Source organism: Anaerobiospirillum thomasii (genome assembly GCF_900445255.1).
Lineage (GTDB): Bacteria > Pseudomonadota > Gammaproteobacteria > Enterobacterales > Succinivibrionaceae > Anaerobiospirillum_A > Anaerobiospirillum_A thomasii.
In genome coordinates this window covers 919,944-932,766 of record NZ_UAPU01000007.1, presented here as the reverse complement: position 1 = coordinate 932,766, position 12,823 = coordinate 919,944, and the positions used below count along the sequence as shown (strand labels likewise).

Here is a 12,823-nt window from a genome sequence, read left to right as displayed (position 1 = left end):
AATTTAAAATCAGCCGTTTTCGTATAGTCGTCACATGGATGGCTATACTGCTGTTATTTGGCTTTTTAATTACAAGACTATTATGGATTCAGATTCTGCATCCAGAAAGGCTTATAAGCGAGGGTAACAACAGAGTGGAGCGCCTTTACTCCTTTGAGCCGGCGCGTGGCCTTATAACTGACAGATTCGGCAAGATACTGGCTATTTCTGTGCCGGTTAAGGCTATTTATGCTGATGCTTTTGTTATCAATGACAAGAGAGTGATTCACGATCCTGATAAAATCAGGGCTATTGCCGCCATTTTACAGATGGATCCGCGCGATCTTTTTAATAAGCTTAGCAATAAAAGAAAACGCAATGTGCTTTTAAGCCGTCATCTAGCAACAGACAAGGCACAGGAGCTTGAAGCTTTAAAAGTGCCTGGCATTATGATACGTGACAATTATCAGCGCTATTATCCAACAGGTCGCATCAATGCCCATCTTATAGGTCTGTTAAATGCCGATGGCAAGGGTACCTACGGCGTGGAGCAGAGCTTTAACACCTATTTAAGTGCACAGAAGGCCTCACACAAGGCCATTAAGGATGGCAAGGGTCATATTATTGAAAATCTCAATGTTGTGCAGGAGGGCAGAGCCGGCGGTAATTTAAGACTGTCAATTGATGACAGACTGCAGACCTTTGCCTTTTCAAAGCTCATAGAGACTGTAGAGGAATTTGATGCCTCATCGGCCATGGTTGTGATGATTGATGTTAAAACAGGTGAAGTGCTGGTTATGGTCAATTATCCATCCTTTGATCCAAATGACAGAAGTCATTTTATAGCCGAGCATGCCACCAACAGAATTATTACCGACACCTTTGAGCCTGGATCTACTGTAAAGCCGATTATTGCGCTCTCAGCTCTTGAGAATAAAGCTGTAACCTGGAATGAGGTTTTTGATACACGTCCTTATGTGGTGGATGGCAAAACCATACGCGATACGCATTTTATGGAATACGGCACCCTAAAGGATATTTTAAAATTCTCATCAAATACAGGTATGGCCCATATTACACAGAGAATGGGTCCTGCTCCTGTTATTAATACACTGCAGCGCTTTGGCTTTGGTCAGGCTACAAGCTCTGGTCTTGTGGGTGAGTCAAGTGGCAGGCTGAATGAAAACAGAAGGTTCTGGGCTGAAATTGACAAGGCAACCTTGGGTTATGGTTATGGCTATACAGTAACAGCACTGCAGTTGGCCTCGGCCTATGCCACACTGGCCAACAACGGAGCAAGGCATCCTGTCTCCATTTTATCCGTGCACAAACAGCCAGAGCAGATGCAGGTTGGCAGCATTCAGGAGATAAAGCGTCTGCAGAGCGTACTTGAGACCATTGTGTCTGAAGGTACAGGCAGCAAGGCCTCCATTACCCGTTATCGTATTGCAGGCAAGACAGGTACAGCACGTGTGGCCACAAGAAAGGGTTATAGTGAAAATTATATTTCAAGCTTTGCAGGATTTGCTCCTATATCCAATCCACGCTTTGCCATGGTGGCTGTGGTCAGAGAGCCAAAAAAGAAAAGTTATTATGGTGGTGCAGTATCTGGTCCTATATTCAAAGATGTGATGACAAGGGCTCTGCAGCTGTATAATGTACCACCTGATGCACAGGAAAAACCTTAAAGCAGGTTAAGTAAATGAAGAGTTTATACGCTATTAAAAAATTTATGGGCTTTTCAGCAGAGAGCCAAGATAAAGATATTCTTTTTGAAGATATAGAAATTGATTCAAGAAAATGCAAGGCCAATGACGTATTTTTAGCCAGATGCGGCAGCAACCACAACGGTCTTGATTATATTGATGATGTAATTGCAAAAGGCGTATCCCTGATTTTAATTGACCCAAAGGCCAACAGAAAGGAAGCTAAAAAGCTGCTTGAGAATAAGGATGTCAAGTATTTCTTTTTAACAGCCACAAGATCCATAGGGCGTTTTGCATCATGGTTTTACGGCGAGCCTTCAACCAAGCTAAGACTTATAGGTGTCACAGGCACCAATGGCAAGAGCACAGTTGCCTATCTAGTGGCTACTATGCTCAATGCTCTTAACTATAAGTGCGCCATTTTCGGAACCTTGGGTTTTGGTTTTCCAGGTGAGCTTGAGCAGAGCTCCAATACCACGCTTGATGTTGTATATCTCAACCGCTACCTTGATCGCTATGTGCAAAAGGGAGCTGATCATGCTGTGCTTGAGGTTTCATCTATAGGCGTTGACCAGGGACGCATAGATCATCTGACCTTCTCAGTGGGTGCCTTTACTAATCTGACCCGTGATCATCTTGATTATCACAAGACCATGGAGGCCTACAAGGAAGCCAAGGCTGCTTTTTTAAGAAGACTTAATACCCAGAAGATTGTTATTAATACAGATGATCCTACAGGTCTTGAATTTGCCTCACAAAAAGAAGGCTGCACCTGCTATGGTATTGATTCAATGACACAGGTCAGTGCTCTAAACGGCAGACGCTGTATAAGCTGTGAGCATCTGAGCTTCAAGGATGACTGCTTTAATGTCAGCATTAAAACCTCATATGGCATGCTTGAAAATCAGAATGTGCATCTGCTTGGCAGATTCAATGTTTCAAACTATCTGTGTGCTGTTGGTATACTGCAGACACTTAAGATTACATTAAAGGAAATAGGTCAGGCCAGTGCCGCCATCAGGCCGGTGACAGGACGTATGGAGTGCTTTTCACAAAAGGGCAAGCCAAGAATTATTGTCGATTATGCCCATACACCAGATGGTGTGGAAAGTGCACTGCGCGCTGCCAGAAATCACTGTGAAAACGGAAAAATCATATGTGTTCTTGGCTGTGGCGGTGACAGAGACAAAGGCAAACGTCCAATGATGGCTATAAAAAGCAGTGTCTTTGCCGACAGAGTTATCTTTACCATGGATAATCCACGCAGCGAGGATCCTAAGAGCATTATTGATGACATGCTGCGCGGTGTCTCTCTTGCAAGCAATGTAAGCGTAGTGCTTGACAGAAAGGAGGCCATTGCCAAGGCCTTTGCACTTGCAGATGAAAATGACTGTGTGCTTATAGCCGGCAAGGGACATGAGGATTATCAGATTTTAAAGAATAAGACTATTCATTTTTCAGACAGAGAGCAGGCATGTGCCCTGCTGGGACTTAGCTGTGATTGATTTTAAGTTAAGCGAGCTTGCTGCAAGAGCAGATGGCAGACTGCACGGATCTGATGCAACTGTCAGACGTGTAAGCACCAATTCAAAGGACTGTGCTGACAGCAATACTCTTTTTGTGGCGCTCAAGGGCGAGCGTTTTGATGCGCATGATTTTATTGAAGATGCCAGAGCCAATGGCGCTTCATTTTTTGCTGTAAGTAAAAATGTCGATATTGATACTCCATATATAGAATGTGGCGACACACTGCGTCTTTTAGGCAAGGCCGGTGAGATTGTCAGAGATAAAAGTGGAGTTAAAGTCTGCTCAGTGACAGGCTCATGCGGTAAAACCACAGTAAAAGAGATGTGTCTGTCAATTCTTTCATGCATGGGTAAAACACTTGCTACCAAGGGCAATTTCAACAATGATGTGGGTGTGCCGCTTACTCTCTTGCGCCTTGATGAGAGCTATGACTATGCAGTTATTGAACAGGGTGCAAGTCATCTAAACGATATAAAAAGAACCTGTGAATTTGTAAAGTCACAGGCCTGTGTTATTACCAATGTAGGAGCTGCCCACATTGAGGGTTTTGGCTCTTATGATGGCGTGTACAAAGGCAAATCTGAGATTCTTGATGATGTGCTAGAGCGCGGTGGCTTTGGTGTTGTTCCATCTGACAGTGCCTATTATGAAAGATGGCTTGCAGATTATGCTGACTATTGCAAAAAGGGTCAGTTAAAGACCTTTGGTTTTAAAGAAGGCTCTTTTGTCACAATAACCAATCTTAAAGAATCGCTTGATGGCTGTGCCTTTACCCTGGTGTGCGAAAACTTCAGTGCCGATATAAAGCTTAATCTTTTAGGCCGTCACAATGCCCAGAATGCAGCCGCTGCCTGCGCCTTATGTCTGTGCATGGGAGCTGATAAAGAGGCTGTTGTCAGGGGGTTGAATGATGTGCAGGCCACTCAGGGGCGCTTTAATATTGTTGACAGAGGCGATTTTATCTTAATAGATGATTCATACAATGCCAGTGTCAATGCAGTTTTAGCCGCCATCGACACACTATCGCACTTTAACGGCTTTAAAATATTCGTGTTCTCTGACATGGGAGAGCTTGGAGATGAGGCTGTGGCACTGCATCAGAAAATAGGTGCTTATGCAAGGCTGCACAATATTGACCGCATGCTGTGCATGGGACCTCTGTCCATGCATACTGTCAAGGTTATGGGCAATCATGCCATGCACTTTGCCAATCACGAAAGTCTGTATACCTTTTTAGATTCAATGCTCAATGAGCATGTAAAGCCAGTGGTGCTGGTCAAAGGCTCACATGCTATGCATATGGAGAAAATTGTTGAGCCTTTAATGAATAGGAAATGTAAAAAATGCTAATTTTGCTGTCTGAGTGGATATCGCAGTATATACCATCATTTAGAGTTGTTGAGTATCTGACTTTTCGTGCCGTAATGTCACTGTTTACAGCCCTGGCCCTGTCATTGTGGCTAGGTCCTGCAGTTATACGCTCGCTGCAGATGCTGCACTTTGGTCAGGTTATAAGAAAAGACGGTCCTGAAAGCCATCTTAAAAAGCAGGGCACACCTACGATGGGCGGTCTTTTAATCAATGGCACCATTGTTGTAACCATGCTTTTGTGGTGTCGCTTTGACAATCCATATACCTGGTACACCATAGCCACTCTTCTCTTTTACGGCGCCATAGGTTTTGCCGATGACTATTTAAAAGTTGTGCGCCACAACTCAGACGGTCTTAGAGCTAAATACAAGTATTTCTGGCAGTCAACGGCTGCCATTGCTCTTGCCTGCTGTATCTATGGCTTTTCCACAACCGAGGCCGAGACTACACTGGTAGTACCGTTTTTCAAGGAGTTTATGCCTGATATTGGCTTTTTACTCATACCTCTGGCCTATTTTGTACTTACAGGCTCTTCAAATGCTGTAAATCTAACAGACGGACTTGATGGTCTGGCCATTACCACCACAATCACTGTGGCTGCAGGTCTTGGCATTATTGCCTATCTGACCTCAAATGCCAATTATGCACAGTATCTGTTTATTCCATTTGTACCAAATGCCTCCGATCTGGTTATTGCCTGTACAGTAATTGTAGGTGCAGGTCTTGGCTTTTTATGGTTTAACACCTATCCGGCCGAGGTGTTCATGGGTGATGTAGGCTCACTGGCCTTAGGTGCAGTGCTTGGTATTATTGCCATTTTAATCCGTCAGGAAATACTGCTCTTTATCATGGGCGGTATCTTTGTGCTTGAAACCATAAGTGTGATTTTACAGGTGGGCTCTTATAAAATGCGCGGGCGCCGTATCTTTAAAATGGCTCCTATCCACCATCATTTTGAAAAGGGCGGCTGGCCTGAGCCACGCGTCTTTATGCGCTTTTGGATTATAACTTTAGTGCTTGTTTTAATCGGCCTTATCACTTTAAAGCTGCGTTAGGTGTTGTATGAACAGTAAATTAAATGGTAAAAAGATTGCAGTTATAGGTCTTGGTATTTCTAATATTGCAGTTGTTTCATATCTGTTAAAGCACGATCTTAAGCATCTGGCCGTGTTTGATACAAGATACAATCCTCCTCATCTGGAGGAGCTTCCTGCAGGGCTTGATATCAATCTTGGCCCTCTTGATGCAAAGGTTTTAAAAGAGTTTGACATGATAGTCATCTCCCCAGGTCTGCCTTTGTATCATGATGCTTTTAAAGCCATTGTCAATGACGTTGAAATCATTGGTGATGTAGAGCTTTTTGCCCGTGAGCTCAATGAGAATAAATCAAAGGCTAAAATAGTCGGTATTACAGGCTCCAACGGTAAATCAACAGTTACAGCTCTTACAGGTCATATGCTCTCACAGGCAGGTCTTAATGTGGCTGTGGGTGCCAACTTTGGCAATGCTGTGTTTGATATTTTAGATGACAGCATTGATGTGTATGTGCTTGAGCTGTCATCATTTGAGCTTGAGACCACCTCATCACTGCACATTGATGCAGGCGTGATTTTAAATGTTACAGAGGATCATCTTGATCGTTATGATGGCTCTATTGAGCTGTACAGACAGGCCAAACACCGTATCTTTGCCAATACCAAAAATATTATTGTCAACCGTGAAGATGCTGGCACCTATCCTAAGAATGCAAAGTATTGCGCAAGCTTTGGTCTTGATGACAAAGACTATGGCCGCAAAGTTGTAGGTGGTGTGACCTACCTTACCATCAATGGTGAGGAGTTTATAGATACAAGAGAGCTTACCATCTATGGCACACACAATGAGCTCAATGTGCTGGCCGCTATGGCTCTGTGCGACTGTCTTGGCATAGACAGACAGGTACAAAAAAGTGCCGTCAAATCGTTTATAGGTTTGAGTCATCGCTGTCAGCTCGTACGCGTACTTGACGGTATAAGTTTCTACAATGACTCAAAAGCCACTAATGTGGCATCAGCAGAGGCTGCCATTGTAGGTCTTAGTGGCAAGCATAAAAAGGGAATTATTCTGCTCGCCGGGGGGCTTGGCAAGGGTCAGGATTTTACTCCTCTTAAGCGGTATCTTGGCCGTGAGGTTAAATTTATGTACTGTTTTGGACAGGATGCAAAACAGTTAATTGATCTAAACCCTGAATATACCAAGGGGGTTTTGAACTTGCGTCAGGCTTTAAATGAGGCCTTTATGATGGCATCAGAGGATATGGCAGTGCTGCTATCCCCAGCCTGTGCCTCATTTGATCAGTTCAAAGGCTATGAGGAGCGTGGACGTGTTTTTGCCAATATGGTCAATCATCTGGACAGCAAGTAGAAATGAGCGCCGCTTCATATAAGGGGCTGCAGTATGACAGAGTATTGTTGCTGTGTGTGATAGCCCTTCTGGTTATAAGTGTGGTTCTGGTAAGTTCTGCCTCTGTGATGGAGGCATTGAGCCGTTTTGGCGATGAAAATCACTATTTAAAAAGACAGCTTATCTACATAGTTGCAGCTTTGATTATAGGCATAGTGACGGTTGCAGTACCTACGGACATCTATGAAAAATACATAATCTATGTGCTGTTTATAACCTTTGCGCTGTTGCTTTTGGTGCTTATTGTAGGCCGTGAGATCAATCAGGCCAAACGCTGGATAGATTTGGGTTTTGTTAATCTGCAGCCGGCCGAAATTTTAAAGCTGGTCTGGATTATGTTTTTTTCAAGCTACTGCTCGCGCAAAATTGAAGAGGTGCGCGAGACCAGAAAAGGCTTTTTAAAGGCAGGTGGCTTTATTGCCTTTATTGCACTGCTTTTAATTTTGCAGCCTGACTTTGGTTCGCTGGTGGTGGTTACCGTGGTGACCATGTCCATACTCTTTGCCGCCTGCGCAAGGTTGCTGCAGTATCTTATTATGTTTGTAGGTGTGGCCTTTTCTATTGCCGTGGTGGCAGTGCTGGCGCCATATCGTGTGCAGCGTCTGCTGACATTTTTAGATCCATGGAGTGATCCGTTTGGCAGCGGTTATCAGCTGACACAGTCTTTAATGGCCTTTGGCCGTGGCAATCTCTTTGGAGAGGGCCTTGGCAACTCTATTCAGAAATTAGGTTATCTACCAGAGGCTCATACTGATTTTATCACCTCAATCTTTGGTGAGGAATTTGGTTTTGCAGGCATGTGTGTACTTATTGCCATTGAGTTTTTAATAGTCTACAAGGCTTTGCGTCTGTCATTTTCTATATTGCGAGAAGGCGCCATTTTTCAGGGTTTTGTAGCCTACGGCATAGGTGTCTGGCTCTGTCTGCAGACAGTTATTAATATTGGCGTGGCCTCAGGTGGCCTTCCGACTAAAGGTTTGACTTTGCCACTTGTCAGCTATGGCGGTTCATCTTTGATGGTGACCATGGCCGGCATAGCCGTGCTTTTGCGCATTGATTTTGAATGGCGCAACAACATTATTCAAAAAGAGCTCAAAAGACGCTACAGAGAGCAAAAAGAGAATTTTATAGGTTAAAAAATGCAGTTAAAACGTGTTGTTATTATGGCCGGCGGTACCGGCGGTCATGTGTTTCCTGCTCTGGCTATTGCCACTGCTTTAAAAGAGCAGGGTGCAAGTATTTTATGGCTTGGCACTAGGGGTAGAATGGAAGAGGCTTTAGTGCCAAAGTATGGCTTTGATATTGAGTATATAGATGTCAGAGGCATAAGAGGCAACGGGGCTTTAAGAAAGCTTACAGCGCCTTTTATGATTTTAAAGTCCATAATGCAGTCACGCGCCATCTTAAAAAAATTCAAGCCTGATCTGGTGATTGGCATGGGAGGCTATGCCGCAGGTCCTGGCGGTATGAGCGCCTATTTGTGCTCAATACCTTTGGTGCTGCATGAGCAGAATGCCTCAGCCGGTATGACCAACAAGATACTCTCACGCTTTGCCAAGGTTATATTTTTAGGCTTTCCTGGTGCCTTTGAGGGTTCAAATGTGGTGCTTACAGGCAATCCTGTGCGCAAAAGCATAGTGGCACTGCATGATAGACAGCGTGATTTTACAGGTCGCATCAATATACTTATTGTAGGCGGTTCATTAGGTGCCAAGGCTTTAAATGATATAGTGCCTGGTATTATCAACAACCTTAATGTTGAGGCACAGACTATTTCTGTTACGCATCAGACCGGCAGGGATAATTCAGATAAAACCTATAAGCTCTATCGCAAGGATAAATTTGAGGTCAGCGTTGTTGATTTTATAGATGATATGGATAAAGCCTTTGAAGAGGCTCATCTTGTTATCTGCAGAGCCGGCGCTCTAACTTGCGCTGAGGTGGGAGTTGCAGGTCTGCCTGCCATTTTTGTACCACTACCAAGTGCTGTTGATGATCATCAGACCAAAAATGCCATGACTATGGTCTCAGAGGGCGCCTCTTTGCTGGTGGCTCAAAAGGATCTTTCAGATAAGCTACCTGAGCTTCTGCAGGGGCTTATAGATGACAGATCTAAACTTGAAAATATGGCGCAGCAGGCTAAAAGGATAGCCAGCATTGATGCAACTGACAAAATTATTAAAAAACTCTCTGAGTTGTAATCTTTTATCATTTTAATTTCATTATACAAAAGTACTGATATAGTAGAAAAAATTACAGGTTTTTTAAATGAAAGACATATGCTCAAAAATTAAACTTGCCGTACCGCTGATGCACAAAGTAAAACGTATTCATTTTGTTGGTATAGGCGGATCTGGAATGTGTGGAATTGCTGAGGTGCTGCTCAATGAAGGCTACAGCGTCTCAGGATCTGATATTGCCAGAAGCAAGGTTACAGAGCGTCTTGAGTCTTTAGGTGTCACAGTATTTGAAGGCCACAGAGCAGAGCACGTACAGGGTGCCTCGGTAGTTGTAGTGTCATCTGCCATCAACAAGGAAAACCCTGAGGTCAAAGAGGCCATAGAAAAACGCATACCTGTGGTCAGACGAGCAGAGATGCTCGGCGAGCTTATGCGCTATCGCTATGGTATTGCTGTAGCCGGCACCCATGGAAAAACCACAACTACAAGTTTAATTGCCAGTATCTATGCAAAGGCGCAGCTTGATCCTACCTTTGTTATAGGCGGTCTTTTAAATTCAGCAGGCACCAATGCCCGTCTTGGTACCTCACGCTATCTTATTGCCGAGGCCGATGAGTCAGATGCCTCATTTTTACATCTGCAGCCTATGATGACTGTGGTGACCAATATCGAGGCTGATCACTTAGATACCTATGACGGCGATTTTTCCAAGCTTGAAGATACATTTATAGAATTTTTACACAATCTGCCTTTTTACGGTGTAGCCATAGTCTGTATTGACTGTCCTACCATCAAAAAACTGCTGCCGCGCATAGGACGCACTGTGGTTACTTACGGCATCAGTGATGAGGCTGATTTTAAAGTAATTGATTACAAACCTAAGGGGCTGGGATCCAGCTTCACTATTATAAGAAAAAATAAGGATCCTCTTAAAATCGACTTATCTCTACCAGGTCTGCATATGGCCAAAAATGCAGCCGCAGCTGCGGCCGCGGCATCAGAGGAGGGAATATGCGATGAGGATATTGTTTCTGCTCTGTCAGAATTTCAGGGAGTGGGTCGTCGTTTCCAGATGTACGGCGATTATAATGCTCCTCATGGCATGATTACTCTTATTGATGATTATGGACATCATCCTACAGAAGTTGCCGCCACTATAAAGGCCGTAAGAGATGCCTATCCAGACCGCCGTCTGGTCATGGTCTTTCAGCCACACCGCTATTCCCGTACACGCGATCTGTATGAGGATTTTGTCAAGGTTCTGCAGAGCGTTGATGAGCTCGTGCTTTTAGATGTGTACAGCGCAGGCGAGGAGCCAATTGCAGGCATTGACGGACGCCATCTGTGCCGTTCAGTCAGAATGCAAAACCGCCTTGAACCTCATTTTGCAGCTTCAGTTATTGATGTTCCTGAAATTTTAGACGCCATAGTCAAGCAAGGCGATGTCGTTTTAACTCAGGGTGCAGGTAATGTTGTATCTGTAGCCAGGACATTAAAACATAGGTGGAGTTGTTATGAGTTTAAAGAAGTATAAAAAGTTTACGAGGGGCTATTATCTGCTTGGAATTGCCAGTATCATATTTGTCGGCTACTCTATGATCTGCGTTTTTTATCATTTTCAGGATGTTTTACGATCAGACAGATTAATGCCGGTAAGAGCAGTTGTTGTCGATGGTGTGTTAAAATATCTGTCACGCAAGGATATTGCAGATATAACAGGCAGAACTGCTGCAGGCTCCAATATAACAACATTGGATACTGAAGAGGTACGCAGTGCTCTGATGCAGAATCCGTGGATAGCCTCTGCCTCTGTAAAGAAGAAAATGCCCGATACTTTAGATGTATCTGTAGTAGAGCATGTCCCTGCGGCATATTTTAATCATGGATTGTTTGATGCTAAAACCAGGGAGCCTTTTTATCCTAATATGCGTGATTTTAAAGAGCCTTTGGTCAAACTTGAGGCCACGCATGATTACCTGGCTCCTACAGTTTATGATCAGACTGTAAAATTTATCAGTGAATTTCAAAATACACCTTATGAGGTGGTAAAGGTCAAGCTTGACAGTGCCAGAGGATATCATGTCACATTATCCAACGGCATAGAGCTACGCCTGGGGCGTGACGAGGCCAAAAACCCTCTGTCACAGCGCATCAAAACCTTTATTGAGGCATTTTCCAAGACAGACATTGATGTCAATAATGTGGAATATGTTGATTTAAGATATGATTCTGGTTTTTCAATAGGTTGGAAAAACAAGTAGGTCTCCTGGCAAGGATTTTATATGTTTAAAGCAAAAAATACAAAAGACAGTGTTAAAAACAATTCCAGCAGAGATACTGTGGTTGCTATTGATATAGGCTCTAGCAAAATACGTCTTATTGCAGGCAATATTGCAGAGGACGGCAATTTAAATATTACCTATTACACCGAGAGATATTCAGACGGTATTATATCCGGTGCTGTAAGTGATCTGCAACGTGTCTCAGAAATACTCTCTGAGATTGTGCAGCAGTATGAAAGCGACAACAAGACTACGCTGATGCACTGCAATATAGGTATTTCAGGCAAGCATATAGACTCCAAAAATGAAAGAGGAGATATTGTAGTTCCTTCTGGCATTGTAAGTGCTATTGACAAGAGCAAGGCAATAGAAATGGCCCGCAGCGTCAAAGTCAAGGACGGCAATCATATTATTCATGTTATACCGCAAAGCTATGAGCTTGATAACAACTATATGGTTTCAAACCCTATAGATCAGTATGCCATGCGTCTTGGTGTCAATGCCCACATTATCTCCTGTGCTGAAAGTCAGGAGAACAATTTCAGAGCAGCCATTGAAAAGGTATCGCCAAATGTTGAGATTGATAATGTGATTTTCTCAGGCCTTGCCTCTGCCAATGCCGTTCTTACAGAACCGCAAAAGGAGCTTGGTGTCTGCCTTATTGATTTTGGCGAGGGTACTGTTGATGTATGCGTCTATGACAGAAACAAACTTGTAGCCACCTTCAGCTTAGACAGAGGCGGTCGCAGCATCACCGAGGCCATTGCTTCTGAATTTCATATTCCGCTAAGCTATGCCGAGGAGCTTAAAAAGCAGTATGGTGTGGCTTTTGCCAAATATCTGTCTGATGAGGATTACAATCAGCTCTATAACATCAATGCCTCCTTTGCCGACGGAGTGGAGAACAATGTTATAGTAAAACGCGGCCGTCTTGCCGAGGTTATTCAGAATGCGCTTATGGATATTTTCAACTCCATCTGCAACAATATTGAATATCTTGCCCGTCAGTCCCCTGATGCCTATAATTTAAGCGTGGGCTTTGTGCTCACCGGCGGCATGGCCAATCTGCCAGGCATTGATATTTTAGCCTCAAGCGGTCTGCAGCCTGACAGAGATGTTGATTCAACCCGTCTTGTAGGCGTCAAGATAGGTATACCTTTGGGTGTTGAGGCCAAAAGTGAGCTTGCAGATCCAAGCATGGCCGTACCTATAGGTCTTCTGCGCTATATGCCGGTTATTGAATCAGTGCACAAGGAAGATGGTGTGCAGCCTAACAGCAAGGTCGGAAAAATGTTCAGAGCTGTAACTGACTGGTGGAAAAAGGAATTTTAAAATT

Annotated in this window: 10 protein-coding genes; all 10 read left to right on the top strand. The window is 43.8% G+C overall.

Features of this window, described 5'->3' with window-relative positions; all coding sequences use genetic code 11:
* Nucleotides 1–38 precede the first annotated feature (38 nt).
* The 10 genes from DRZ93_RS11280 to ftsA all read left to right on the top strand — a co-directional run bounded on the left by DRZ93_RS11280 (nt 39) and on the right by ftsA (nt 12,819).
* Nucleotides 39–1,667: a peptidoglycan D,D-transpeptidase FtsI family protein gene (locus tag DRZ93_RS11280; RefSeq protein WP_172458223.1), complete on the top strand. Its 1,629-nt coding sequence runs from the start codon at nt 39–41 to the stop codon at nt 1,665–1,667.
* 14 nt (nt 1,668–1,681) lie between these two features.
* Nucleotides 1,682–3,190 (top strand): UDP-N-acetylmuramoyl-L-alanyl-D-glutamate--2,6-diaminopimelate ligase, encoded by a 1,509-nt coding sequence (locus DRZ93_RS11275; protein WP_113743533.1) that lies wholly within the window; start codon nt 1,682–1,684, stop codon nt 3,188–3,190.
* Nucleotides 3,183–4,562: a UDP-N-acetylmuramoyl-tripeptide--D-alanyl-D-alanine ligase gene (locus tag DRZ93_RS11270; RefSeq protein WP_172458221.1), complete on the top strand. Its 1,380-nt coding sequence runs from the start codon at nt 3,183–3,185 to the stop codon at nt 4,560–4,562. Before DRZ93_RS11275 ends, DRZ93_RS11270 begins: the two co-directional genes overlap by 8 nt.
* Nucleotides 4,556–5,638: a phospho-N-acetylmuramoyl-pentapeptide-transferase gene (gene mraY / locus DRZ93_RS11265; RefSeq protein WP_113743535.1), complete on the top strand. Its 1,083-nt coding sequence runs from the start codon at nt 4,556–4,558 to the stop codon at nt 5,636–5,638. Before DRZ93_RS11270 ends, mraY begins: the two co-directional genes overlap by 7 nt.
* A gap of 7 nt (nt 5,639–5,645) precedes the next feature.
* On the top strand, nt 5,646–6,986 hold the full coding sequence (gene murD, locus DRZ93_RS11260; protein ID WP_113746628.1) for a UDP-N-acetylmuramoyl-L-alanine--D-glutamate ligase: 1,341 nt from the start codon (nt 5,646–5,648) through the stop codon (nt 6,984–6,986).
* Between the two features lie 2 nt (nt 6,987–6,988).
* Entirely contained in the window at nt 6,989–8,161 is a 1,173-nt protein-coding gene (gene ftsW, locus DRZ93_RS11255; protein ID WP_113743537.1) for a putative lipid II flippase FtsW, read from the top strand.
* Between the two features lie 3 nt (nt 8,162–8,164).
* Nucleotides 8,165–9,226: an undecaprenyldiphospho-muramoylpentapeptide beta-N-acetylglucosaminyltransferase gene (gene murG / locus DRZ93_RS11250; protein ID WP_113743538.1), complete on the top strand. Its 1,062-nt coding sequence runs from the start codon at nt 8,165–8,167 to the stop codon at nt 9,224–9,226.
* A 67-nt stretch (nt 9,227–9,293) separates the two neighbouring features.
* On the top strand, nt 9,294–10,739 hold the full coding sequence (gene murC, locus DRZ93_RS11245; RefSeq protein ID WP_113743539.1) for a UDP-N-acetylmuramate--L-alanine ligase: 1,446 nt from the start codon (nt 9,294–9,296) through the stop codon (nt 10,737–10,739).
* Nucleotides 10,720–11,466, top strand: a complete 747-nt coding sequence (locus DRZ93_RS11240; protein ID WP_113746627.1) for a cell division protein FtsQ/DivIB — start codon at nt 10,720–10,722, stop codon at nt 11,464–11,466. Before murC ends, DRZ93_RS11240 begins: the two co-directional genes overlap by 20 nt.
* A gap of 21 nt (nt 11,467–11,487) precedes the next feature.
* Nucleotides 11,488–12,819: a cell division protein FtsA gene (ftsA, locus tag DRZ93_RS11235; protein WP_113743541.1), complete on the top strand. Its 1,332-nt coding sequence runs from the start codon at nt 11,488–11,490 to the stop codon at nt 12,817–12,819.
* The last annotated feature ends 4 nt before the right edge of the window (nt 12,820–12,823 follow it).

Coding starts and splice junctions, on each gene's coding strand:
- mraY (WP_113743535.1), top strand. CDS start 4,556: ATGCTAATTTTGCTGTCTGAGTGGATATCGCAGTATATACCATCATTT.
- murD (WP_113746628.1), top strand. CDS start 5,646: ATGAACAGTAAATTAAATGGTAAAAAGATTGCAGTTATAGGTCTTGGT.
- ftsW (WP_113743537.1), top strand. CDS start 6,989: ATGAGCGCCGCTTCATATAAGGGGCTGCAGTATGACAGAGTATTGTTG.
- ftsA (WP_113743541.1), top strand. CDS start 11,488: ATGTTTAAAGCAAAAAATACAAAAGACAGTGTTAAAAACAATTCCAGC.
- murG (WP_113743538.1), top strand. CDS start 8,165: ATGCAGTTAAAACGTGTTGTTATTATGGCCGGCGGTACCGGCGGTCAT.
- murC (WP_113743539.1), top strand. CDS start 9,294: ATGAAAGACATATGCTCAAAAATTAAACTTGCCGTACCGCTGATGCAC.
- DRZ93_RS11240 (WP_113746627.1), top strand. CDS start 10,720: ATGAGTTTAAAGAAGTATAAAAAGTTTACGAGGGGCTATTATCTGCTT.
- DRZ93_RS11280 (WP_172458223.1), top strand. CDS start 39: ATGGCTATACTGCTGTTATTTGGCTTTTTAATTACAAGACTATTATGG.
- DRZ93_RS11275 (WP_113743533.1), top strand. CDS start 1,682: ATGAAGAGTTTATACGCTATTAAAAAATTTATGGGCTTTTCAGCAGAG.